This window comes from Pseudomonas sp. ESBL9, assembly GCF_036668715.1.
Lineage (GTDB): Bacteria > Pseudomonadota > Gammaproteobacteria > Pseudomonadales > Pseudomonadaceae > Aquipseudomonas > Aquipseudomonas lundensis.
The window spans coordinates 112,418-137,312 of sequence record NZ_JAZEVV010000006.1 but is presented as its reverse complement, the minus strand read 5'-3'; the positions used below and the strand labels follow the sequence as shown (position 1 = coordinate 137,312).

Below are 24,895 nucleotides of genomic sequence, written 5' to 3'. Positions count from 1 at the left end.
CCAACCGCGCCAAGCGGTAGATAGCTATACCGGTCAAAACCCCGCCCGGAGCGTACGCCTGGCCGCTCCCTTGATGTGCGCAAACGCTTCACCAGCCCATGACATAGATCTGCGTCATGCTTTATAGCGCTTGGCGCAAACGCCGTTATTGGCCCGACAGCCCCGCATGCTATGGTTTGCGCCCCATAATCGAGCGTATTGCCACTATGCCCGTGACGTCCCGCTATCTGCGTTTGACGCTGTACACCGTGTTGATTTTGGTCGGGGCTGTGATTGCTGGCGGCTGGGCCATGCAACAGGCCAAGCACCATGCGCTGGAAGAAAGCGCCCGGCGCGGGCCCGAGCAACTGAGCCTGTATGCCAATTCGCTGCACACGCTGATCGAACGCTACCGCGCCCTGCCCGCCGTGCTGGCACAAGACCCGGAACTGATCGCTGCGCTGGCCGGGCACGTCACCCCCGAGGTTCAGGCCCAGCTCAATCGCAAACTGGAGCGCATCAACGGGGCCGCGCAATCGTCCACGCTGGAGCTGCTCGACAGCACCGGGCTGGCCGTGGCCGCCAGTAACTGGAACACCTCCAACAGTTACGTGGGCCATAACTACGGGTTTCGCCCATATTTCAGCCAGACCCGCAGTCAGGGCACCGGGCGGTTTTATGCCGTGGGCGTGACCAGCGGGATCCCGGGCTACTTTTTGTCCAGCGCCGTCCACGATAGCGCCGGGCGCTTTCTGGGCGCCATTGTGGTCAAGCTTGAGTTCCCGGAGCTGGAGCGCGAATGGAGCCAGGGCAGCGACACCCTGCTGGTCAGCGATGCGCGCGATATCGTGTTTATCGCCAATCAACCCGGCTGGCGCTATCGCCACCTGCGCCCGCTCAATGACAGCGACCGCGACAACATCACGGTGACCCGCCAATACGACAAACAGCCGTTGACCCTGATGCCGACTCGCACCCTGCGCGTGTTTGATGACCAGAGCTTCCTGACCCAGGTGGATGGCCCGGACGGCCCGACGGATTATTTGTGGGGGTCGTTGCCACTCAAAGCCGAAGGCTGGACCCTGCACTTGCTGCGCAAACCGCCCACCGCCAGTGAAGACGGTCGCAATGCCGCGCTGGCAGCCGTTGGTTTATGGCTGACGCTGGTGTTTCTGGGGCTGTTTTTGTTTCAACGCTGGCGCATTGGCCGCATGCGCCAACGCAACCGTGAAGAACTTGAACAACTGGTCGAAGCCCGCACCCGTGACCTGCGCACCGCGCAAGATGGCCTGGTGCAATCGGCCAAACTCGCGGCACTGGGGCAGATGTCGGCGGCGCTGGCCCACGAAATCAATCAGCCGCTCACCGCCCAGCGCATGCAACTGGCCACCCTGCGCCTGTTGCTTGACCACGGTCGCATCGAAGACGCCTATAAAGCCCTTACGCCGCTGGAACATATGTTGACGCGCATGGCGGCACTCACCGGGCATCTGAAAACCTACGCCCGGCAAAGCCCCAGCGGCCTGCGCGAGCGCCTGGATCTGGCCAGTGTGGTGGACCAAGCCTTACAGTTGGTGGAGCCGCGGCTCAAGGAAGAAGGGGTTGAGCTGCACACCCGGCTGGTGCGCCCGGCCTGGGTGCGCGGCGATGCGATTCGTCTGGAGCAGGTCATGATCAACCTGCTGCGCAATGCCCTGGACGCCATGCACGACACACCGCGCAAGCAGTTGGAAATTTGCATCGAAGCCGATCAGCAGCTTTGGCATTTGACCGTCAGCGACAGCGGTGGCGGCATCAGTGACGAACACTTGGGCAAGGTCTTCGACCCCTTTTTCACCACCAAACCGGTGGGCGACGGTTTGGGCTTGGGGCTGGCGGTGTCGTATGCAATCGTTCATGAACTCGGCGGTCGCCTGACTGCCTGTAACCACGCCGATGGCGCACTGTTCACATTGACGCTGCCCATCGCACAGGACGCTTGAAACATGCTTGATTCGGTAATCGTGGTCGATGACGAGGCCAGCATTCGAACCGCCGTTGAGCAATGGCTGAGCCTCAGCGGCTTTGACGTGCAGCTGTACAGTTGCGCCGAAGACTGCCTCAGCCACCTGCCCGCGCATTTTGCCGGGGTGATTGTAAGTGACGTGCGCATGCCCGGCATGGGCGGTCTGGCCCTGCTGACCCGTTTGCAACAACTGGACCCGGACTTGCCGGTGATCCTGCTGACCGGGCATGGCGATGTGCCCATGGCGGTGGAGGCCATGCGCGAAGGCGCTTATGACTTCCTGGAAAAACCCTTCAGCCCCGAGGCCCTGCTCAGCAGCCTGCGCCGCGCGCTGGAGAAACGTAGGCTGGTCCTGGAAAACCGCCGCCTGCATGAACAGGTCGATGTGCGTGAACAGCTCGACGGCCGGTTGCTGGGTGTATCGCGCAGCTTGCAGACGTTGCGCCGGCAGGTGATCGACTTGGCACCGTTGCCGGTCAACGTACTGATCCGTGGAGAAACCGGTAGCGGTAAAGAGCTGGTGGCGCGCTGCCTGCATGATTTCGGGCCGCGTGCCGACCAGCCCTTCGTGGCGCTCAACTGTGCCGCCATCCCCGAACACCTGTTTGAAGCCGAGTTGTTTGGCCACGAAAGCGGTGCCTTTACCGGTGCTCAGGGCAAACGCATCGGCAAGCTGGAATACGCCGACGGCGGCACCCTGTTCCTGGATGAAATCGAAAGCATGCCGCTGGCCCAACAAGCCAAATTGCTGCGGGTGCTGCAAGAGCAAAAACTGGAACGCCTGGGTTCCAACTTCAGCATCGCGGTGGATTTGCGCATCATCGCCGCCACCAAACCTGACCTGCTGGACGAAGCCCGCGCCGGGCGCTTTCGCGAGGATTTGGCCTATCGCCTGACGGTGGCCGAGTTGCGCCTGCCTCCGTTGCGCGAACGCCGTGAGGACATCCCGCTGTTGTACGAGTTCTTTTCCCACAGCGCTGGCGAGCGTCTGGGCCGCAGTGTGCAGCCACTCAGTGGCGCGCAGTTAACCCACCTGCTGAGCCACGACTGGCCGGGGAACGTGCGCGAGCTGGCCAACGTGGCGGAACGACGGGTATTGGGGCTGGGCGAACCGCAATGGGATGACCCCGACATCGGTCAGTCCTTGGTGGCCCAGCAGGAAGCCTTTGAAGCGCAATGCCTGCGCGCCGCCCTGAGCCGCCACAAAGGCGATATCAAAGCGGTGATGGCCGAGCTGCAACTGCCACGCCGCACCCTGAACGAAAAAATGCAGCGTCACGGGCTGGTGCGCGAAACGTTCTTGAACACTGACTAGAACGCGACACCTGCCGACCCCACCGCCAGCGCCCCAGCCCGCAGTGATAGGCGGATTTCCGCTTATCACTTAAGGGGTTTGAGCGAGATTCCGCTCACCCTCTTAAGTTACGACCTTGTAAACCGGGCATTTACGTCTTGGCACAACTCCTGCTATGTCCCGGTAAGCACGCGTTTTAACGCGCTATAACAAAACCAAAAAAAGAAGGATCCAGTTAATGGATAACTCCAGCACCCTGCCTGCCGGGTCGGTCCCTGCGACCCCGAAAGAAAAGACCACCTCCAGCCGTATCAAATCCATTTTCAGCGGTTCCGTCGGCAACATGGTCGAGTGGTACGACTGGTACGTCTACGCCGCTTTCTCGCTGTATTTCGCCAAGGCCTTTTTCCCGAAGGGCGACACCACGGCTCAATTGCTCAACACCGCCGCGATTTTCGCCGTGGGCTTCCTGATGCGCCCCATCGGCGGCTGGCTGATGGGCCTGTACGCTGACCGCAAAGGCCGTAAAGCTGCGTTGATGGCCTCGGTGCTGCTGATGTGTTTCGGCTCGCTGATCATCGCCCTGTCGCCGGGCTATGAAACCATCGGCGTCGGCGCGCCGATCCTGTTGGTGTTCGCCCGCTTGCTGCAAGGGTTGTCCGTGGGTGGCGAATACGGCACCTCGGCCACCTACCTCAGCGAAATGGCCACCAAGGAGCGTCGCGGCTTCTTCTCCAGCTTCCAGTACGTGACCCTGATCTCGGGCCAGCTCATCGCGCTCGGCGTGTTGATCGTGCTGCAACAGACCCTCACCGAAGAGCAGCTGTACAGCTGGGGCTGGCGCATCCCGTTCGTGATCGGCGCCTTGTGCGCGGTGGTGGCGCTGTTTTTGCGTCGCGGCATGGAAGAGACCGAGTCGTTCAACAAGGTCAAGGTCAAGCCAAAAGAAAGCGCCATGCGCACTTTGCTGCGTCATCCCAAAGAGCTGATGACCGTGGTCGGCCTGACCATGGGCGGCACGCTGGCGTTCTACACCTACACCACGTACATGCAGAAATACCTGGTGAACACGGTGGGCATGAGCATCTCCGATTCCACCACCATTTCGGCCGCGACGCTGTTCCTGTTCATGTGCCTGCAACCGCTGGTGGGCGGGCTGTCGGATAAGGTCGGGCGGCGTCCGATCCTGATTGCCTTCGGCGTGCTGGGCACCCTGTTTACCGTGCCGATCCTGACCACGCTGCACACCATCACCACGTGGTGGGGCGCGTTCTTCCTGATCATGGCAGCGCTGATCATCGTCAGTGGCTACACCTCGATCAACGCCGTGGTCAAAGCCGAACTGTTCCCGACTGAAATTCGTGCACTGGGCGTCGGCCTGCCGTACGCACTGACCGTGTCGATCTTTGGCGGCACCGCTGAATACATCGCGCTGTGGTTCAAAAGTGCGGGCATGGAAACCGGCTATTACTGGTACGTAACCGCCTGTATCGCTTGCTCGCTGTTCGTTTACGCCACCATGAAAGACACCCGTAAACACTCGCGCATCGAGACCGACTAAGCGCTATTACCCCGTGCAGGCGCCCGTGAGCGCCTGCACGGGGGGGGGCAGATCACGACAACTCGGCCACCGGCGGCCGGTTGTCGGTTTTCCAGGCATCATCCCGCCTCGCTTTTTCCCTGACTGTCGCCCGGAGTGCCCGTCGCAAAGACGGCGAGTCAGTCGAGCCCGCCTACCCCGCAAGAATTACCTGAATTAATTGTCAGTTAATTCGCCTCCTGCACACTCTGCTTCACATTCAGCGCTATTCCGATGACCGAAGCCTTCAGGGTTAATCGCCCAGATGTTGCCTGCGGCCTATAGAGAGGCTTGCCTCTATATATCGAATAAAACGATATTTAAGCGCCATTTTTTGCGCTTTTTAATCTATTTGATCGGCGTAATCTGAACCCATCGAGACACAACATCCCCAACACGCAACAAGGAGCACGACCATGAAAACCCGAATGATCCTCGCCACCGCCCTCTCTGTACTGGCTTTGAATGCGTTTGCAGCAGACGGTTATGACCGCACCCATTCTTCGAGCTTTGCTGAAGACGGCTACAGCCGCACCGGGTCGGCCACCTTTGCCGCGGATGGCTATGACCGCACTCACTCGGCCACGTTTGCTGAAGATGGCTTCGACCACACGCATTCCGCCACATTCGCCGAAGATGGCTACGACCGCACTCACTCCGCCACATTTGCCGAAAATGGCTACGACCGCACACAAGGCGCACGTTTCAGCTAATTGACCACATGCCCACTCCCGCCGCTGACGAGCCTCGCAAGGCTGCGTTCGGCGGCAAGGCTGTGAGCGATGGGCGGGTGAGTGTATTGACGCGCAACAACGTTTCAGGGCTGGGCGAACGCAGGCTCAGGCTGCGACAGGGATTGCAGAACCAGGAGACAAACTTTGTCTTTCAGGGCAATGCCTTGCACTATAGGGCCCTTCTAAATCAGCCGTTTGCGGATGCTTGTGATGCCTGACGATATCCATTTCTACGAACCTTCCCAAGGCCATGGCCTGCCCCACGATCCGTTCAATGCCATTGTCGGGCCGCGTCCGATCGGCTGGATTTCATCGCAGGATGCCCAAGGCCACCTCAACCTGGCGCCTTACAGCTTTTTCAATGCGTTCAATTACATTCCGCCGATCATTGGGTTTTGCAGCGTGGGGCGCAAAGACAGCCTCAACAACATTGAGCAAACCGGCGAGTTCGTCTGGAACCTGGCCACGCGCCCGCTGGCTGAAGCCATGAATCAGAGCTGTGCCATGGTCGGCCCCGAGGTCAATGAGTTTGAATTGGCAGGCCTGACCACCGCACCTTCGAGGGTGGTGAGTGTGCCGCGCGTGGCGCAGACGCCAGTGTCGTTTGAATGCAAAGTGACGCAGATCGTGCAACTGCAACGCGCCGACCAGCAGTTAGTGCCGAGCTGGCTGATTCTCGGCGAGGTGGTGGCGGTGCATATCGCCAAACACCTGCTTAAAGACGGGGTGTACGACACGGCGGCCGCCGAACCGATTTTGCGCGGTGGCGGCCCGGCGGATTACTTCCAGTTAGGGCCCGAAGCCCTGTTCAAAATGCACCGCCCAACCTGATTACCAGACCAGCTCGGCGTCTGCATTGACGCCTTGCAGGGCGGCCAGTTGTTGCTCGGCAGCAGCATCGGCCGCTGTCGCTGTGGCAAAGGTCTGCTCCGGCAAGATCGTGTGAAAACGCGGTGCTCCGCCTTCATACAACGCTTTGACGGCAATCGCTGCGTGGTAAGTCCCAGGTTTTACAGGGACGACTGCCGATACCGCTTCAAACTTCTCGAATTCTTTGCGCGCCATGGTTCTGATTCCGGCCTGTGAAAAGGCGGCATTCTACCCGCTTACCCGGCGCGTTTCTGCAAGCCGCTAACGGCCGCGTCGCAGTCGCTCTGAAAATCCAGATGATCGACCACGTGGCTGTGCATGAGCACGCTGTAGACCTGCATCAGCGGGGACTCAAAGTACGCCAGCATCGACGCCTGATCCTGCCAATACCCCACGACATGCCACAGCAGTGGCTCATTGCGCGATTGCTGCAACACGAAGTGCAGGCAGCCTTGCATCTGTAACGTCGGTTCAATCAGTGGGCTCAGGCAGGCCTCGACCTGGCCCGAACAGCCGGCGCGGGCAAGGACCCGGGTCGTATGAATGGCAACAGTGGACTGGGGCATGAAGACCTCCACAAATCTTGGGGGCGTGAGGGGAGGTTCAAAGCGTAAGGTGCAGCCGCGCACAGCCGTTAGTCGATTCCTGCCCTTCCCTTGCACAATCCTGCATACCGTCTCGCAACGACCCACCACGCCACCAGCCGCCCCACGGTCCCCAAAAAGCGCGATTTCAAGCAAGCAGGCGCCGGTACGACGCGAATTTGATCGTTCCTCGCAGGCACCCTGACAGGATCAGGCAAGGCTGCGGCAGAAATCGGCTACCCCTCGGGCTTGCACAAACCTAAGCTATGAAGACTTCGTCGCACCCATGAGGACGCGCCTCCCATGTCAACGCTACAACCGCCCATGACCGAACTTGATGCCGCGCTGGAAGAAAAACGCATCGAACTGGCCGACCTCATTTATCGCCACACCCACGAAGACGGCACCTGCGCCACCGGGGTCGACGCGCTGTTCATGTCGCGTTACAGCCAATCCAGCGACTTTTCCCCCAGCTTGCCGCAACCGGCGCTGTGCATCCTCGCCCAGGGCCGCAAGGAAGTGCGCCTGGCCGATGAGTACTTCGCCTACGATCCGCTTAATTATCTGGTGGTGTCGGTATCGATGCCGATCAGTGGCCGGGTGGTGGAAATCTCCCCGCAACACCCGGTACTGGCGTTGCGCCTGGATATTGATCCGATGGACATCACCACCCTGATCAGCGAAGCCGGACCGATTGGCGTACCGTCGCGGCCTGCGGGGCGCGGGGTGTATGTCGAACCCATCGATCAGGTCATGCTCGATGCCCTTCTGCGCCTGACCCGCCTGTTGGACACGCCACGGGACATCGCCATGCTCGCCCCACTGATTCGACGCGAGATTTTGTACCGCTTGCTGCGCAGCCCCTTGGGCTACCGGCTGTATGAAATTGCGACCGAGAACAGTCAAACCCACCGTGTGAGTCGTGCGATCTCGTGGCTCAACGGTCATTTCCAACAACCGTTGCGCATTGATGACTTGGCCCGCGAAGCCAACCTGAGCGTGTCGACCCTGCACCATCGTTTCAAGGCCATGACCGCCATGAGCCCGCTGCAATACCAGAAACAACTGCGCCTCAACGAGGCGCGACGCCTGATGCTCAGCGAAGGGCTAGATGCGTCGGCGGCAGGGTATCGGGTGGGGTACGAAAGCCCGTCGCAGTTCAGCCGTGAGTACAGCCGCCAGTTTGGCGCACCTCCGGTGCGGGACCTGGCGCGCCTGCGGATGGGTTTATAGGCCCGGCGACTGCTGCGCGGGGCCTGGCCAGGGTTCAGGATCAGTAGCCGACGGTAAAGCGCTGGCGTGAATGCGCCGGGTGCTCGACTTCATCCAGCAGAGCGATGGCGAAGTCAGCGAAGGTGATCCAGCTGTTGCCGTCGGCGCCGAACAGCAGGTGGTCCTTGCCCAAACGGAACTTACCGGTGCGCTCGCCTTCGACAAATTCGGCCGATGGCGACAGGAAGGTCCAGTCCAGGTCCTGTTTTTTGCGCAATGTCTCCAGGTACTGCCCACCCGCTGTAGCTTCTGGTTTGTACTCGTCCGGGAAACCCTCGCTGTCGATGACTTTGGTGCCATCGGGCAGCAACAACGAACCGGCGCCGCCGACAAACAGCAAGCGTTTCACTCCTGCTTTTTTCACCGGTTCGATAATGGCTTCCACGGGCAACGTCGAGAAATGCGCGGCACTCAACACCACGTCGCTGCCTGCCACGGCCTCTTGCAGTGCCTGGGCATCGTGGACGTCCACGTCCTTGGTGACCACGTGCTCACGGTGGCCGATTTTTGAGGCATGACGCGCAATGGCGATCACGCTATGACCGCGGCGCAGGGCTTCTTCCAGCAGTTGGCTGCCTGCACGTCCGGTGGCACCGATAATTGCAATCGTGCTCATGAGGGTCTCCTGTTGAATAGACAGTTTTCACTAAACGCTTGAATCACCACTTCATTTCGCCTTTGGCCACTTTGGCGCTCAGTTCCAGCGAAGAGGCTTCGCCCAGATCCGGGTAGCGTTTTTTCATCGCGGCAATCAGCTCGGACGAATCCTTGGCCTTGAGGGTTTCTTCATCGAACGCCTTGATGTAATCGCGGGTAAAGTGCACCGCGCTGACTGAGCGGTCGTTCTCACCCACGTAATGCCCGGGCACCACCACTTCGGGTTGCAGGCTGTCGATGCGCTTGAGCGTAGACAACCATTGCTTGTGTGACTGAGGCGTTTGCGTGTCGGCCATCCACACGTGAATGTTATCGGCCACGACCACCCCGCCCACCACGGCTTTGAGCGAAGGAATCCACACAAAACTGCGGTCCGGCTGTTTGCCGTTGAGCCCGATCACTTCCAGATCGCGGCCTTCGAGTTGCAAGCTGTTGCCTTTGAGCACGTGCGGCACAATCAGTGTGCTCGGAACATCCACGCCCATTTGCGGGCCCCAGAATGCCAGCTTGGCGTCCTTGGTCTTAGTGATGTGCTCAACCGTCGGCGCGGAGGCCAGCACCTGGGCGTCGGGGAACGCGTCGGTCAGGGTTTGCAGGCCGAAGTAGTAATCCGGGTCGCCGTGGCTGATGTAGATGGTGGTCAGGTGCTTACCGCTGGCGCGGATCTTGTCCACGACGTGTTGGGCCTGAGCTTTGCCAAATTGGGCATCGATCAGAATGGCGTCCTTGTCACCGCTCACCAGCACCGACGACACCGGGAAAATCGCCGCAGCGCCGGGGTTGTACACGTCCAGCGTGAGGGGCGCGGGCGCGGCGCCAGCCTGTGCGGCAAAGCCCAGCGCAACGGCACCGAGGAACAAACGACGCAAGGTTGAAAATACGGTCATGGGCGGTGTCCTGAATCAAAAGGCCGTGAGTGGCGATGAACACAGCTTAGTCGCCCGATCAGCGTTAAAAAATGCGATGCTGCGACATAGTTTGTTTCAGAAATCGGGCAGATCATGGACCGTCTTAATGCAATGCGGGTATTCGTCACCGTCGTCGATCTCGGCAGCCAGTCAGCGGCGGCCGATCATCTGGACCTGTCGCGGCCGGTGGTGTCGCGCTACCTGGCCGAGCTTGAAGCGTGGGTGGGCGCGCGGCTGCTGCATCGCACCACGCGCAAACTGAGCCTGACTGCCGCCGGCAATGAAACGCTGCCGCGTTGTCGGCAGATGCTGGAGCTGTCCGAGGACATGCAGGCCGCCGTGGGCTCGGCCGGGGATACGCCACGGGGCCTGCTGCGCATCAGCGTCAGTACGTCATTCGGGCAATCGCAACTGGCAGCAGCCGTGACCGACTATGTGCGCCTCAACCCCGGCGTGACCATTGACCTGCAAATGCTCGACCGCACGGTGAATTTGGTGGATGAACGCATTGACCTTGCTATTCGCACCAGCCGGGAGCTTGACCCCAGCCTGATTGCACGCCAACTGACCGTTTGTCGCTCGGTGCTGTGTGCCTCGCCCGCGTATCTGCGCGAGCACCCGGCCCCTCAGCAAGTGGATGACTTGAGCCAGCACAACTGCCTGACCCACTCCTATTTCGGCAAAAGCCTGTGGCATTTCACCTGTGAGGGCGAAGAACTGTCGGTGCCGGTGCAGGGCAATATCAGCGCCAACGAAGCCAGCACGCTGCTCAGCGCCACGCTGTCTGGCGCGGGGGTTTCTCTCCTGCCCAGCTACCAGGCCGGGGGGCATGTGCAGCGCGGGGACCTGGTGCGTTTGTTGCCTGACGCCGAACCCCGGGTCATGAATATTTATGCGGTCTACGCCTCGCGCAAACACATGCCCGCCGCGTTGCGCAGCATGCTGGACTTTCTGGCGCAACGCTTCACCCCGGAGCCTGCGTGGGACAAAGGTTTGTAAGGCCTAGTCCATTTGAGGGATGAAGGCTTACAGGAGCAGTCGTACAACTGGCGTGGCAAGTCCGAGGGTCTGAACTAGCCTCAAAAGTGTGACGTCTAGGTATCAGGAGATGACTGCCATGACCACGAAAACAAAAACCAGATGCATGACCGCGTTTGTTGTGTTTGCTGCCGCTGTACTGTTTGCCAGCGCGTGTTACCGCGCCGAGCAAACGCGCCTCTCCCCTCGATTTACCGCCAGTTGCCAGGGCGAGCATTGCAATTCGTTGAATGCCGCATTCAGCGCGTTGAGATAAACAATCGGTGCAGCCGTTGATGGAGTGACGACTGCGCCTTTTTTTACGCCTGTTCGTTAGCGAGCTATCCAGTACACTGGGCGGCATTCCGCCACAGGCCACCGCGCCTGTGCCTTTGCGCCTACAGGTGTACTGATGACCAGCCTGAATCAATCCGCCCCGTCCAAACCCGCCATTCGCAGTATCCTCGTGGCCTTGATGCTGGCCATTTTCCTGGGTGCGCTGGATCAAACCATCGTTGCCGTCTCCATGCCTGCCATCTCGGCACAGTTCAAGGATGTCAGCCAACTGGCGTGGGTGATTTCCGGCTACATGGTGGCCATGACCGTGGCCGTGCCGATTTACGGCAAGCTCGGTGATTTGTACGGCAGGCGCCGCTTGATGCTGTTTGGCATGGGCCTGTTCACCCTGGCGTCGTTGTTTTGCGGGGTGGCGCAAAACATGGAGCAACTGGTGCTGGCGCGGATCATTCAGGGCATTGGCGCTGGCGGCATGATCTCGGTGAGTCAGGCGATCATCGGCGACATCGTGCCACCGCGCGAACGCGGCCGTTATCAGGGCTACTTCAGCGGCATGTACGCGTTGGCCAGTGTCGCCGGGCCCGTGTTGGGCGGTTTCATGACGCAATACCTGTCGTGGCGCTGGGTGTTTTGGATCAACCTGCCGCTGGGGCTGGTGTCATGGTGGATTGCCAGTCGCACGCTGGTGGGCCTGCCGATTGCGCAGCGCACGCCGATCATTGATTACCTGGGCACGGTCTTGATGATCGTCGGCCTGACCTCGCTGCTGCTGGGCATCACCTTTATCGGTCAGGGCCACAGCTGGCGCAGCGATCAGGTGCTGATGCTGCTGGGCGCGGCAGTGTTCGCCCTGCTGCTGTTTGTGTGGCACGAGCATCGGGCGCGCGAGCCACTGCTGCCGATGCACTTGTTTGCCAATCGCAATGCCGTGTTGTGCTGGTGCACGGTATTTTTCACCAGCTTTCAGGCCATCTCGCTGGTGGTGTTGATGCCATTGCGTTACCAAAGCATCACCGGTGCCGGGGCAGACAGCGCGGCCCTGCACTTGTTGCCGCTGGCAATGGGCTTGCCCATCGGCGCGTATGTGGCCGGGCGCATGACGTCGGTGACCGGGTATTACAAGCCGATGATTCTGGGCGGCGCCGCGCTGATGCCGCTCGCCATTTTGGGCATGGCCTACAGCCCGCCGGGCGCGGAATTCTTGAGCGGGGCGTTCATGCTGTTGAGCGGAATCGCTTCGGGCATGCAATTTCCCACGTCATTGGTGGGCGCGCAAAATTCGGTGGCGCAACGCGATATCGACGTGGCCACCAGCACCACCAACCTGTTTCGTTCGCTGGGGGGCGCCGTGGGCGTGGCCTTGATGTCGGCGCTGCTGTTGGCGTTACTGCACGACTCGCTGAGCACCCCGGTCATGGGGCGCCCATTGCTGGGTGAAGGCAGTACGGGGAATGTGCTGCTCGATGGCCTGAACGCGGTGCAAGGCCCGGCACTGGATAACCTGCGGGCCGAGCTGCAAATCACCTTCCGCCACCTGCTGAGCATCAGCGCCGCGTTGTCGTTGCTGGGGCTCGGCGCGGCGCTGGCAATGCCTAATCAGGTGCTACGCGGGCGTGAAGACAAGGCCACGTAGCACCGCCAGCCTTTGGATTATTTGGCGCTGATCTGCTTTTGCAGGTTCTGGATCTGACTTTGCAACGTGTTGATGTTGCGCGTTACCTGCCCGCGGAACAGGTCAAACTCCGCGGTGCTGCCTTGGGCCGGGGCGGCTGCGGGGCGGGTTTCCAGTTCACTTTTAAGCACCAGTAAATCCTGCTCCAGACGCTGGAGGGCGGCGGCCGGATTGCCCTGCTTTTTCAGCGTGGCCACGTCGGCGCTCACGCTTTTGAGCTGCGCGTCCAGTTTGCCCTGCTCGGCCACGCTGGCTTTGAGGGTCGCCAGTTCCGTACCCAACGCTTTCACCTCAGTACTTAACTGGGTGTTGCTCGCCTGCTGCGCCGAGACCTGGGCCACCAGGGCCGCGTTGATTTGCTCGAAGCGCTTGTCCAACTCACCTTGCTGACCGGCCACCGCGCCTTGCTGTTGCTGGTGTTGCTCAAGGAGTTTTTCTTCCAGTTGCTTGATCTGCAACTTCAAGGCTTCGCTGCCGCTGTTGATCGTGGACTCGCTGGCCACCACCTTGCCGGAAATAGCCTGTAACCGGCCTGCCGCTTCTTCGCTGATGCGGGCGAAACTTTCCTGGGTCGCCACCAGTTGCTGTTCCATCATCGACAGCTGCTGGAAGCTCCACCACGCCAACCCGGCAAACGCCAGCAGCACGGCGCCGAGCAAGGCCCATAACGGGCCGGTGGTGGGTGCTTTGACCTTGATCACAGGCGTGGCGCGCGAATACACCGTGGTGCGCTCGCGGGCTGCTGCGCCTAGGGGCTGTTCATCATGGTCATCGACCGTGGCTCGTAGGGTCGGGACATCATCGAAGTCGTCGCGGGCATCGTTACGCATGGCAAACCTTATTTAAAACCTGAGTGAAAGCTGTATGGCGCGAGTATAAACCTCGGACTCGCACCCTGATCGTCCTTGAACCTTCGTCAGGCTCATCGGTATTACGGGGGTTAACGGTAAGGCGATTCCTGGGCTTTCCACCAGCCGCAGAATTCATCGAGCGCCGCCCATAGCGAGACTTTGGGGTCGTAGTCCAGATAATGCCGGGCGCGGCTGATGTCGAGGGTGAAGTCTTTGCTCATTTCCTGGGTGCGCAGGCGCGTGCGAGTTGGCTCGGGCTGACCGGGCCACAGTGTACAGGCCACTTCACTGAGCGCACTCATGCTGTAGGCCGAGGCGTAGCCCCGATAACGCGTGACCTGAGCCACGTTCATTTGCCGCATCACGTAATTGACCACGTCCCAGAAGGGTATCGGCGTGCCGTTACTGATGTTGTAGGCCTTGCCCAAGGCCGAGCCGGTGGCCAACAAACCACTGAGCAACGCTTCGTTGAGGTTTTGCACGCTGGTGAAGTCAACTTTGTTCAGGCCGTTGCCTATGATCGCCAGACGCCCTTTACGCTGTTGTTGCAGCAGACGCGGGAACAGGCTCATGTCGCCAGCGCCGGTGACCATGCGCGCGCGCAGGGCAATCACTTCCAGTCCGAACTCCTGCGCACCAAAGACTTTTTGCTCGGCCAGGTGTTTGGTCGCGGCATACGTGTGGCTAAAGCGCTTGGGCACCTGTTCTTCTGTCAGGCCCACGTGTGAACGGCCGTCAAAATACAGCGACCCAGAGGACAGGTGCACCAAGCGGCGCACCCGCTGTTTCAAACAGGCTTCGACCACGTTTTCCGTGACCAGCACATTGTCGCGCTGTAACTCTTGCGCGCGCGCCCAGGCACTGACAGCGCCCGCGCAATGCACCACGGCGTCGATATCGACGCACAGGTCACGCACCAGCAAGCCATCGGTCAAATCACCCGGGATAAACTCAGCCCCGCGTCGTACAAGGTGTTCAACACCGTCGGCACGACGCCCGCTGACCCGTACGTCAAAGCCCTGCTCCAGGGCAAAACGCGCAAAGCGTCCGCCAATGAAACCGCTTGCGCCGGTGACCAGAATCTTCATCAATCGCTCCAAATACTCTATGCGTGCTGCCTGCTGTTTAAACGTCTGATGTCAGGCCAAAGGCACTAACCAGCGTGACGCTGACCGCGATAAATGCTCGGTCAGTTGCCCCAGCAGTTGTCCACCGTTACGCCAATGATGCCAGTACAGTGGCACGTCGATGGGTTTATCTGGCACAAGCTCCACCAGTGTTGCGTTTTCAAGTTGCTCGCGTACCTGCAATTCAGGCACCAGTCCCCAACCCAGCCCTGCTTCGGTCAGGCGGATAAAACCTTCGGAAGACGGGCACAAGTGGTGTTCAAAAACACCGTCCACTCCCAGCGAAGCCAGGTAGCGATGTTGCAGGAAATCGTCCGGGCCAAACACCAGCGCCGGGGCCTTGGGCAATAATGCCGCGCTCACACCGCTGGCAAAGTGCCGGGCAATGAATGCCGGGCTGGCCAGCGCCCGGTAGCGCATGGCGCCCAGCAACACGCTGCGCGCCCCCGCCACCGGCCGTTCGCTGGCACATAAACAGGCGGCCACTTCACCGGCGCGCATGCGTTTGAGGCCCACGGTCTGATCCTCTACCACCAAGTCCAGCAGCAGATGGTGCTCCGCGCAAAAATCCCCCACGGCCGGTGCCCACCAGGTCGCCAGGCTGTCGGCATTCAAGGCGATGCGCAGACGTTCCGGCAGCCCCTCGTCGTCCAGTGCAGGCACTGCGCTTTGCAGATCGCGCTCCAGTAAACGCACCTGTTGCACATGGTTCAACAAGCGGCGGCCGATCTCGGTCGGGCTGGGCGGTGTGGCACGCACCAGCACAGGCTGGCCGATGCGCGCCTCCAGCAACTTGATGCGTTGCGAAATCGCCGATTGTGACAGCCCGAGCACCTGCGCCGCACGCTCAAATCCCGCTTGTTCCACCACGGCCGCCAGGGCGGAGAGTAATTTATAGTCGAACATCAGTTTTCCTAATGAGCGATCAGCAATATTGGTTTTTCTTATACCGCTAACACCCCGAGAATAGCCAGCAGCACACCTCTCCTCCCGCTGTAGTTCAACGAGTACTTCTTATGTGGCAAAGCTACCTGAACGGTCTGTTGGTCGCGTTCGGCCTGATTATGGCCATCGGCACCCAAAATGCATTCGTGCTGGCGCAAAGCCTGCGCCGTGAACACCACTTGCCGGTGGCCGCCTTTTGTGTGGTCTGTGATGCCCTGCTGGTAGCGGCCGGGGTGTTTGGGCTGGCCACGATCCTGGCGCAGAACCCGGTGCTGCTCAGCGTTGCCCGCTGGGGGGGCGCGGTGTTTTTGCTGTGGTACGGCACGCAGGCCTTGCGCCGTGCATTCGCCAACTCAAGCCTTGAACAATCGGCAGGCCAGACCGCCCGTTCGCTAAAAGCCGTGATGCTCAGCGCACTGGCGGTTACGCTGCTCAACCCCCACGTCTACCTCGATACCGTGCTGCTGATCGGTTCGCTGGGCGCGCAACAAAGTGTGCCGGGTGCTTATGTGATCGGGGCCGCCAGCGCTTCGCTGCTGTGGTTCTTCACCCTGGCCCTCGGCGCTGCATGGCTGGCGCCGTGGCTCGCACGTCCCGGCACCTGGCGCCTGCTCGATTTGCTGGTGGCGGTGATGATGTACACCGTGGCGGTGCAATTGATCGTCGCCGGGTGATGAAATACCGGGAAATACTTGCCAGACGAAACGCATCGACTTTTTCCATCAATCGCGCTGGAACCTCTATTCCACACAGTTGTTGCGTGGTTAAGCCGCCACCCCGGTGCTATGATCTTGCCCCTGCGCCGCAAAGAGTAAAAACTCATCGGCGCGTGTTTGGCCGCCCGTGATCGGCCTTGCGCTCATCGCAACTGACCTGATTAGGAGAATCACCATGGCTTTCGAATTGCCGCCACTGCCGTACGCACACGATGCCCTGCAGCCGCACATCTCCAAAGAAACCCTGGAATATCACCACGACAAGCACCACAACACCTACGTCGTGAACCTGAACAACCTGGTACCAGGTACAGAATTCGAAGGTAAAACCCTGGAAGAGATCGTCAAGACCTCTTCGGGCGGCATCTTCAACAACGCAGCTCAAGTGTGGAACCACACGTTCTACTGGAACTGCATGACGCCAAACGGTGGCGGCCAGCCAACCGGCGCACTGGCTGACGCGATCAACGCTTCGTTCGGCTCGTTCGACAAGTTCAAAGAAGAATTCAGCAAAACCTCCATCGGCACCTTCGGTTCCGGCTGGGGCTGGCTGGTGAAAAAAGCAGACGGTTCCCTGGCCCTGGCCAGCACCATCGGCGCCGGCAACCCGCTGACCAGCGGCGACACCCCGCTGCTGACCTGCGACGTTTGGGAACACGCTTACTACATCGACTACCGCAACGTACGTCCAAAGTATGTTGAAGCGTTCTGGAACCTCGTTAACTGGACATTCGTGGCTGAGCAGTTCGAAGGCAAAACCTTCACCGCTTAAGTACGGCGCCAGACAAAAAACCCGGCATTGCCGGGTTTTTTTTGGCCACGCGAAAGTTGCGACGTCGCTGGCCCCGAAGCTCACGCGAGCTAGACTCACACCACAGAAATTTTCTTCGCTTGGTGCTCAAGTTCAGCACAGGCCAGACCGACACAGTGTGCACAGCGTTACCGTATTAAAGTTTTAAAGGCGAAGAGTGTCCGCGAGGGATTACCCACAGTCATGGCTACTTGATATCATCCGCCAGAAACAAGGAAGCGCTCTTTGAAGCTGGAACTCAAAAACAGCTTGTCAGTCAAGTTGCTCCGGATCGTGCTGCTGTCGGCACTGATCGTCGGGGTGGTGTTGAGCTGCGCGCAGATTGTGTTCGACGCCTACAAGACCCGGCAGTCGATCAACAGCGACGCCGAGCGTATTCTCGACATGTTCCGCGATCCCTCCACTCAGGCCGTCTACAGCCTGGACCGAGAGATGGCGATGCAGGTCATCGAAGGCCTGTTTCAGGACGATGCGGTGCGTCAGGCCTCCATCGGCCATCCCAAAGAAACCACGCTGGCTGAAAAATCCAGGCCATTGCGAGAAGCCACCAGTCGCTGGCTGACGGATGTATTTCTGGACAAGGAACGGACATTCGTCACCCCGCTGGTGGGCCGCGGGCCTTATAGCGAGTACTACGGCGACCTGACCATCACCCTTGATACCGCCAACTATGGCGACGGTTTTTTGATCAATTCGGGGATTATTTTCATCTCAGGCGTCTTGCGCGCCTTGTTGATGGGGCTGGTGCTGTACCTGATCTACCACTGGCTGCTGACCAAGCCCCTGTCACGCATGATCGAGCACCTGAGCACCATCAACCCGGACCGCCCCAGCCAGCATTTGCTGCCTTTGCTAAGGGGCCACGAAAAAAACGAACTGGGCATCTGGATCAACACGGCCAACCAGTTACTGACCTCCATCGAGCGCAATACCCACCTGCGCCATGAGGCTGAAAACACTCTGCTGCGCATGGCCCAGTACGACTTTCTGACCGGGTTGCCCAATCGCCAGCAATTGCAAACCCAGCTCGCCAAGATCCTGTTCGATGCCGGTCGCTTGCAGCGCCGGGTGGGGGTGTTGTGCGTGGGGCTGGACGATTTCAAAAGCATCAACGAACAGCACGGTTATCAAACCGGCGACCAACTGCTGATAGCCGTGGCTGACCGCCTGCGCTCGCACAGCGGTCGGCTGGGGGCACTTGCCCGCCTGGGGGGTGATCAGTTTGCGCTGGTGCAGGCCGATATCGATCAGCCTTATCAGGTCGCGGAGTTGGCGCAGTGCATTCTCGACGACCTGGAAACCCCGTTCCTGCTGGCCGAACAATCCATCCGGCTGAGGGCCACCGTCGGCATTACCCTGTTCCCGGAAGACGGTGACACCAGCGAAAAACTGCTGCAAAAAGCCGAACAGACCATGACCTTGGCCAAGTCACGCTCGCGCAGCCGTTATCAGTTCTACATCGCCAGTGTCGACACCGAGATGCGCCGTCGGCGTGAGCTGGAAAAAGACTTGCGCGACGCCCTGCTGAGCAATCAGTTGTACATGGTGTACCAGCCGCAGATCCGCTACAGCGACCATGAGGTGGTGGGTGTCGAGGCGCTCTTGCGTTGGCAGCATCCCGTTCACGGCATGGTGCCGCCTGATTTGTTTATCCCGCTGGCCGAGCAAAACGGCAGCATTATTGCTATCGGGGAATGGGTACTGGATCAGTCCTGCCGCCAATTGCGCGAATGGCACGATCAGGGTTTCACCGAACTGCGCATGGCGGTCAATCTGTCGACCGTGCAATTGCACCACGCGGACTTGCCGCGAATGGTCAACAACCTGTTGCAAATCTACCGTTTGCCACCCCGCAGCCTTGAACTGGAAGTCACTGAAACCGGCCTGATGGAAGACATCAGCACGGCCGCGCAACACCTGCTCAGCCTGCGCCGCTCCGGTGCCCTGATCGCCATTGATGACTTCGGTACCGGGTATTCATCGCTCAGCTACCTCAAGAGCCTGCCGCTGGACAAGATCAAGATCGACAAGAGCTTTGTGCAAGACCTGATCGACGACGACGACGATGCCACCATCGTGCGGGCCATCATTCAGCTCGGCAGAAGCCTGGGCATGCAGGTGATTGCCGAAGGTGTCGAAACCCTTGAGCAGGAAACGTATGTCATCAACGAGGGCTGCCACGAAGGCCAGGGTTACCTGTACAGCAAACCGTTGCCAGCGCGCGAGTTGAGCGTTTTTCTGAAGCAGGGCCAGCGCAACAATGCCGCCATTATGTAAATCCGTGTTTCAAGGTTTGCGGTGTATCCGGGTGAGAGGGACGTAAATAGGAAATATTTACAACGCTAACCCTTTACACAAAATGCAAATCTTTCGCATCATGTCGCCATCGTTTTGTGCACTCGCACACGTGTCCCACCTCTCGAAGCAGGATGTTCGCCATGATTCGTTTGCCTCTGGCCTCCGCCAGTTTGCTGGCCATTGCTATTTCACTCGCCGGTTGTGGCGACAAAGACCAAGAAAAAAACACAGCAGCTCCAGCCCCTGCCGCCGCAACGACTCAGGCAACGCCGGCGGCTGACATCAGCGCGGTGAAAATCGACGAAGCCGCCGCCAAAGCCGTGGTAGCCCATTACGCCGACATGGTTCACGCCGTGTACAGCGACGCGCAAAGCACCGCGAAAAAACTGCAAACCGCCATCGATGCCTTCCTCGCCACCCCCAATGACGACACCCTGAAAGCCGCCAAGGCCGCCTGGGTTGAAGCGCGTGTGCCGTACCTGCAGAGCGAAGTATTCCGCTTCGGCAACACCATCATTGACGACTGGGAAGGTCAGGTGAACGCCTGGCCTCTGGACGAAGGCCTGATCGACTACGTTGACGCCAGCTACGCTCACGCACTGGGCAACCCGGGCGCCAACGCCAACATCATCGCCAATACCCAGATCCAGGTGGGCGAAGACAAAGTCGACGTCACCGAAATCACCCCTGAAGTCCTGGCCAGCCTGAATGAACTGGGCGGCTCGGAAGCCAACGTGGCCACCGGCTACCACGCCATTGAATTCCTGCTGTGGGGCCAGGACCTGAACGGCACCGGCCCTGGCGCGGGCAACCGTCCGGCCTCTGACTACCTGGAAGGCCAAGGCGCCACCGGCGGCCACAACGACCGTCGTCGCGCGTACCTCAAAGCCGTGACCCAACTGCTGGTCAACGACCTGGACGAAATGGTCGGCAACTGGGCGCCCAACGTGCCGGACAACTACCGCGCCTCGCTGGAAGCCGAGCCGGTACAGAACGGTCTGCGCAAAATGCTGTTCGGCATGGGCAGCCTGTCGTTGGGCGAACTGGCGGGCGAGCGCATGAAAGTGTCGCTGGAAGCCAACTCCCCTGAAGACGAGCAAGACTGCTTCAGCGACAACACCCACTACTCGCACTTCTACGACGCCAAAGGCATCCGTAACGTCTACCTGGGTGAGTACCTGCGTGCCGACGGCACCAAGATGACCGGCCCTAGCCTGTCCTCGCTGGTGGTGGTGGTTGACCCGGCGGCTGACGCGACGCTGAAATCCGACCTGGCCGACACCGAAGCCAAGATTCAGGTCATGGTGGATCGCGCTGCCAAGGGCGAGCACTACGACCAACTGATCGCCGCAGGTAACGAATCGGGCAATCAGGTGGTGCGTGATGCCATCGCCGCACTGGTCAAGCAGACCGGCGCCATCGAACAGGCCGCCGGCAAGCTGGGCATCAGCGACCTGAACCCGGACAACGCCGATCACGATTTCTGATTCGCTGCGTCTGTGCGCATGACAAAAGGCGACCTGCGGGTCGCCTTTTCACGTGATGAGACGCCTTGACTGCCGTAAGTCAAACCAAACGCTAATTCCTCTTATTTCAATTCTCCTTCCCTGCTAGACTTTGTGCCCTCGATTTTGCTCGTAGAACTGGACGCTGATGCCTTCGTTGCCTCTTCGCCTGTCGCTGCTGCTCGTGGCCTTGGGCCTGGGCGGTTGTGACGATGCCCCGCGCTTTACCAAACCCGAGCCTGGCGAAGCCCGCTCCGGGGGAGCCACCACGGTGCGCAAAACCGACCAGAACGCCTTTTCTTTGCCGTCTGCCAATCTGGCACCCAGCCGGCGTCTGGATTTCAGTGTCGGTAACAGCTTCTTCCGCAGCCCATGGGTGATCGCGCCCTCGACCACCACCGCGCGCGACGGCCTCGGCCCGCTGTTCAATACCAATGCCTGCCAGAACTGCCATATCAAGGACGGTCGCGGCCATCCGCCCGCTCCCACTGCGAAAAACTCGGTGTCGATGCTGGTACGCCTGTCGATCCCGGATGACCCGACGTTTGCCACCCTGATCGAGCAAGCCGGTATTGTTCCCGAGCCTACCTATGGCGGCCAGTTGCAGGACATGTCGGTGCCCGGCGTCGTCCCGGAAGGCAAAGTGCGCGTCGACTACGAGCCGGTTTCCGTCCGGTTCAAGGACGGCACCGAAGTCGAGCTGCGCAAACCAGCCTTGCAGATCACCCAGTTGGGCTATGGCCCGATGCACCCGGACACCCGTTTTTCGGCACGCATTGCCCCGCCCATGATCGGCCTCGGGCTGCTCGAAGCCATCCCCGAAGCCGCGATCCTGGCCAACGCCAAAGACGACAACGCAGGCGGGGTGTCCGGGCGCCCCAATTGGGTCTGGGATGACGCGCAACAAAAAACGGTGTTGGGCCGATTTGGCTGGAAAGCCGGTCAACCGAACCTCAATCAACAAAATGTTCACGCCTTTTCTGGTGATATGGGGCTCACCACGTCTTTGAGACCCTTCGATGATTGCACCCAAGCCCAAACGGCATGCCTTGAAGCGCCCAATGGCAACGGCGCGGACGGCGAACCCGAAGTCAGCGACAACATTTTGCGCCTCGTGGAGTTCTATACCCGCAACCTCGCCGTGCCGGCACGCCGTGATGTCGGGGCGCCCGAGGTACTGGCCGGGAAAAACCTGTTCTACAAGGCCGGGTGCGTGGCGTGCCATACGTCCACCTTTACCACCGCACCCGACGCCGCCGAGCCCGAACTGGCCAATCAGGTGATTCACCCCTACAGCGACTTGCTGCTCCACGACATGGGCGAGGGCCTGGCCGACCACCGGACCGAGTTTACCGCCAGTGGTCGCGAGTGGCGTACGCCGCCGCTGTGGGGGATCGGCTTGACCCAAAACGTTAGCGGCCATACCCAGTTTTTGCATGACGGTCGCGCCCGCAATCTGCTCGAAGCCGTGCTGTGGCATGGCGGCGAAGCCGAGCCGGCGCGCCAGAACGTTTTACAGTTCAATGCCGAGCAGCGCGCTGCGTTGCTGGCGTTCCTGAATTCTCTTTAAACGCCTACACGATCGGGGACCCCGACATGTTTCGACCCAAGTTGTTGTTCACCAGCCTTGCCGCGCTAGCCCTGGGCGCGTGCGCCCCCCAGGACCCGCAAGCGGTTACCTCGGCTGCGATCGCCAAACAGGTAATCCTGCCCACCTACAGCCGCTGGGTAGACGCCGACCGTCAACTGGCCGTCAGTGCATTGGCCTATTGCCAGGGCAAGGAAACACTCGACACCGCACGGGCCGATTACCTGCACGCACAGAAAGCCTGGGCCGAACTGCAACCCTTGCTGATCGGGCCACTGGCTGAAGGCAACCGTTCGTGGCAAGTCCAGTTCTGGCCGGACAAAAAAAATCTGGTCGGCCGTCAGGTCGAGCAACTGGTCATCGCCCAACCGCAAATTGATGCCGCCGCACTGGCCAAATCGAGCGTCGTGGTCCAGGGGTTGTCTGCTTATGAGTACATCCTGTTCGACAGCAAAATCGACCTCGCTGACGAGGCCACCAAAGCCCGTTACTGCCCGCTGCTGAGCGCCATTGGCGAACGTCAGAAGCAACTGGCCGAAGACATTCTGGCGAGCTGGAACAGCACCGACGGCATGCTGGCGCAAATGACCAAGTTCCCGAACCAGCGCTATGCCGACTCCCACGAAGCCATCGCTGACTTGCTGCGGGTTCAGGTCACTGCACTGGACACCCTGAAGAAAAAACTCGGCACGCCGATGGGCCGCCAGAGCAAAGGCATCCCGCAGCCCTTCCAGGCTGACGCATGGCGCAGCGAGTCGTCGCTCAAAAGCCTGGCCGCCAGCCTCGCCGCTGCCCGGACGGTGTGGGTCGGTGTCGACAACAAGGGCCTGCGCGGCCTGCTGCCTGCCGATCAAAAGCCGCTGGCTGACAAGATCGATGCGGCATACGACGCTTCGCTCAAATTGTTCAATGACAACACCCGGTCGCTCAATGAGCTGCTGGCTGACGACGCCGGCCGCGCTCAACTGGATGCGATCTACGACAGCCTGAACGTGGTTCACCGCCTGCACGAAGGCGAGCTGGCCAAAGCGTTGGGCATCCAGTTGGGCTTTAACGCCAACGACGGCGATTAATGAAGGAAGGTTCTATGATGCGCAGGCAAGCTTTGAAACTTGGCGGTTTACTGCTCAGCGCCGTCACGCTGGGCGGCTGGTCGCTGTTCAAACAGAAGGGCCAAAGCCCGCTGTTGCTCAGTGCCCGTGACGACGTCGACGGCAATCACTTCGCCGTCGGCTACACGCTCGACGGCACCCAGGTGTTCAGTACCCAGGTCAAGCAACGCTGCCACGACATCATCAACCACCCGACGCAGCCCATTGCGCTGTTCGTGGCCCGACGTCCAGGCACCGAAAGCTACCTCATCAGCCTCGCGGACGGGGCGTTGCTGCAAACCCTCACGTCGCTGCCCAATCGTCACTTTTATGGCCATGCCGTGATTCACAAGGACGGCGAATGGCTCTACGCCACTGAAAACGACACGACCGATCCGGGCCGCGGATTGTTAGGGGTTTACCGCTTTGAAGGCGATCGCCTGATTCACAGTGGAGAGATCCCGACCCATGGCGTCGGCCCGCACCAAGTGTCGTGGATGCCAGACGGTGAAACCCTGGTGGTGGCCAACGGCGGCATTCGCACCGAAGCCGAAAGCCGCGTCGAGATGAACCTCAACGCCATGGAGCCCAGCCTGGTACTGATGCAACGCGACGGCACCCTGCTGAGCAAAGAGACCTTGAGCCAGCAGATGAACAGTGTGCGGCACTTGGGCATTGCCAGCGATGGCACCGTGGTGGCCTGCCAGCAGTTCATGGGCGATGCCCACGAGTTGTCGGAGTTATTGGCGATCAAGCGGCCGGGCCAGCCTTTCGAGCCTTTCCCTGTGGCTGAACAACAGCTGCGTGCCATGGGCCATTACACGGCCAGCGTCGCGGTGCACAGTGATCTGCGGCTGGTGGCATTGACGGCGCCGAGGGGCAATCGGTTTTTTGTCTGGGATCTGGACAGCGGCGCGGTGCGCCTGGATGCGCCATTAGCGGATTGCGCGGGTGTAGCGGCGGTGAAGGACGGTTTTGTGGTGACCTCGGGGCAAGGCCGGTGCCGGTTCTATGATTGCCGACAACCGCAATTGACTGCCCAACCTCTGGATCTGCCAGCCGGGCTTTGGGACAACCATTTACACGTGATGTAAA

Annotated in this window: 23 protein-coding genes; 16 read left to right on the top strand and 7 right to left on the bottom strand. The window is 60.2% G+C overall.

Annotation, left to right across the window (positions count from 1 at the left end; genetic code table 11):
- The first annotated feature begins 206 nt into the window (after positions 1-206).
- From V6F78_RS17650 to V6F78_RS17630, 5 genes are all read left to right on the top strand, one after another.
- Entirely contained in the window at positions 207-1,961 is a 1,755-nt protein-coding gene (locus V6F78_RS17650) for an ATP-binding protein (protein WP_047292631.1), read from the top strand.
- Positions 1,962-1,964: 3 nt separating this feature from the next.
- Positions 1,965-3,299, top strand: a complete 1,335-nt coding sequence (locus tag V6F78_RS17645) for a sigma-54-dependent transcriptional regulator (RefSeq protein WP_332727968.1) — start codon at positions 1,965-1,967, stop codon at positions 3,297-3,299.
- Between the two features lie 217 nt (positions 3,300-3,516).
- Positions 3,517-4,839, top strand: a complete 1,323-nt coding sequence (locus V6F78_RS17640) for an MFS transporter (protein ID WP_047274233.1) — start codon at positions 3,517-3,519, stop codon at positions 4,837-4,839.
- Between the two features lie 434 nt (positions 4,840-5,273).
- On the top strand, positions 5,274-5,570 hold the full coding sequence (locus tag V6F78_RS17635) for a hypothetical protein (protein WP_047282324.1): 297 nt from the start codon (positions 5,274-5,276) through the stop codon (positions 5,568-5,570).
- Between the two features lie 231 nt (positions 5,571-5,801).
- Positions 5,802-6,422: a flavin reductase family protein gene (locus V6F78_RS17630; protein ID WP_047282322.1), complete on the top strand. Its 621-nt coding sequence runs from the start codon at positions 5,802-5,804 to the stop codon at positions 6,420-6,422.
- On the opposite strand, the gene V6F78_RS17625 is transcribed toward V6F78_RS17630, so the two are convergent.
- Entirely contained in the window at positions 6,423-6,656 is a 234-nt protein-coding gene (locus V6F78_RS17625) for a hypothetical protein (protein WP_047274225.1), read from the bottom strand.
- Between the two features lie 41 nt (positions 6,657-6,697).
- Positions 6,698-7,027 (bottom strand): putative quinol monooxygenase, encoded by a 330-nt coding sequence (locus V6F78_RS17620; RefSeq protein WP_047292598.1) that lies wholly within the window; start codon positions 7,025-7,027, stop codon positions 6,698-6,700.
- A gap of 321 nt (positions 7,028-7,348) precedes the next feature.
- Between V6F78_RS17620 and V6F78_RS17615 the strand changes: the two genes are divergently transcribed.
- A complete protein-coding gene (locus V6F78_RS17615) occupies positions 7,349-8,278 on the top strand; it encodes an AraC family transcriptional regulator (protein ID WP_047292595.1) in 930 nt (309 codons plus the stop codon).
- 40 nt (positions 8,279-8,318) lie between these two features.
- On the opposite strand, the gene V6F78_RS17610 is transcribed toward V6F78_RS17615, so the two are convergent.
- Together V6F78_RS17610 and V6F78_RS17605 are read right to left on the bottom strand one after the other, a co-directional pair.
- On the bottom strand, positions 8,319-8,933 hold the full coding sequence (locus V6F78_RS17610; RefSeq protein WP_047292594.1) for an NAD(P)-dependent oxidoreductase: 615 nt from the start codon (positions 8,931-8,933) through the stop codon (positions 8,319-8,321).
- Between the two features lie 43 nt (positions 8,934-8,976).
- Positions 8,977-9,861, bottom strand: coding sequence for an MBL fold metallo-hydrolase (locus tag V6F78_RS17605; RefSeq protein ID WP_094991281.1), 885 nt, complete (start codon positions 9,859-9,861; stop codon positions 8,977-8,979).
- 114 nt (positions 9,862-9,975) lie between these two features.
- On the opposite strand from V6F78_RS17605, the gene V6F78_RS17600 reads away from it, so the two are divergent.
- From V6F78_RS17600 to V6F78_RS17590, 3 genes are all read left to right on the top strand, one after another.
- A complete protein-coding gene (locus V6F78_RS17600) occupies positions 9,976-10,881 on the top strand; it encodes a LysR family transcriptional regulator (protein ID WP_332727967.1) in 906 nt (301 codons plus the stop codon).
- A gap of 118 nt (positions 10,882-10,999) precedes the next feature.
- Positions 11,000-11,176, top strand: coding sequence for a hypothetical protein (locus V6F78_RS17595; protein ID WP_156425770.1), 177 nt, complete (start codon positions 11,000-11,002; stop codon positions 11,174-11,176).
- 135 nt (positions 11,177-11,311) lie between these two features.
- Positions 11,312-12,829 (top strand): MDR family MFS transporter, encoded by a 1,518-nt coding sequence (locus tag V6F78_RS17590; RefSeq protein ID WP_332727966.1) that lies wholly within the window; start codon positions 11,312-11,314, stop codon positions 12,827-12,829.
- A 17-nt stretch (positions 12,830-12,846) separates the two neighbouring features.
- Here the strand turns inward: V6F78_RS17590 and V6F78_RS17585 are convergent, their stop codons facing one another.
- The 3 genes from V6F78_RS17585 to V6F78_RS17575 all read right to left on the bottom strand — a co-directional run bounded on the left by V6F78_RS17585 (position 12,847) and on the right by V6F78_RS17575 (position 15,752).
- On the bottom strand, positions 12,847-13,698 hold the full coding sequence (locus V6F78_RS17585) for a hypothetical protein (protein ID WP_047292587.1): 852 nt from the start codon (positions 13,696-13,698) through the stop codon (positions 12,847-12,849).
- Between the two features lie 110 nt (positions 13,699-13,808).
- Positions 13,809-14,807, bottom strand: coding sequence for an NAD-dependent epimerase/dehydratase family protein (locus V6F78_RS17580; RefSeq protein ID WP_047292585.1), 999 nt, complete (start codon positions 14,805-14,807; stop codon positions 13,809-13,811).
- 51 nt (positions 14,808-14,858) lie between these two features.
- Positions 14,859-15,752 (bottom strand): LysR family transcriptional regulator ArgP, encoded by an 894-nt coding sequence (locus tag V6F78_RS17575; protein WP_047274210.1) that lies wholly within the window; start codon positions 15,750-15,752, stop codon positions 14,859-14,861.
- Between the two features lie 110 nt (positions 15,753-15,862).
- On the opposite strand from V6F78_RS17575, the gene V6F78_RS17570 reads away from it, so the two are divergent.
- From V6F78_RS17570 to V6F78_RS17540, 7 genes are all read left to right on the top strand, one after another.
- Positions 15,863-16,465, top strand: coding sequence for a LysE/ArgO family amino acid transporter (locus V6F78_RS17570; RefSeq protein WP_047281151.1), 603 nt, complete (start codon positions 15,863-15,865; stop codon positions 16,463-16,465).
- A gap of 217 nt (positions 16,466-16,682) precedes the next feature.
- The gene (locus tag V6F78_RS17565) at positions 16,683-17,279 is read left to right on the top strand and encodes a superoxide dismutase (protein WP_047274206.1); all 597 of its coding nucleotides are present in this window, start codon (positions 16,683-16,685) and stop codon (positions 17,277-17,279) included.
- Positions 17,280-17,543: 264 nt separating this feature from the next.
- The gene (locus tag V6F78_RS17560) at positions 17,544-19,595 is read left to right on the top strand and encodes a putative bifunctional diguanylate cyclase/phosphodiesterase (protein ID WP_047292582.1); all 2,052 of its coding nucleotides are present in this window, start codon (positions 17,544-17,546) and stop codon (positions 19,593-19,595) included.
- 161 nt (positions 19,596-19,756) lie between these two features.
- Positions 19,757-21,103, top strand: a complete 1,347-nt coding sequence (locus V6F78_RS17555; RefSeq protein WP_047292580.1) for an imelysin family protein — start codon at positions 19,757-19,759, stop codon at positions 21,101-21,103.
- A gap of 166 nt (positions 21,104-21,269) precedes the next feature.
- On the top strand, positions 21,270-22,691 hold the full coding sequence (locus tag V6F78_RS17550; protein ID WP_047292578.1) for a di-heme oxidoreductase family protein: 1,422 nt from the start codon (positions 21,270-21,272) through the stop codon (positions 22,689-22,691).
- Between the two features lie 26 nt (positions 22,692-22,717).
- Positions 22,718-23,782: an imelysin family protein gene (locus V6F78_RS17545; RefSeq protein ID WP_047274198.1), complete on the top strand. Its 1,065-nt coding sequence runs from the start codon at positions 22,718-22,720 to the stop codon at positions 23,780-23,782.
- Between the two features lie 14 nt (positions 23,783-23,796).
- Positions 23,797-24,894, top strand: coding sequence for a DUF1513 domain-containing protein (locus V6F78_RS17540; RefSeq protein ID WP_047292577.1), 1,098 nt, complete (start codon positions 23,797-23,799; stop codon positions 24,892-24,894).
- Position 24,895 lies beyond the last annotated feature (1 nt).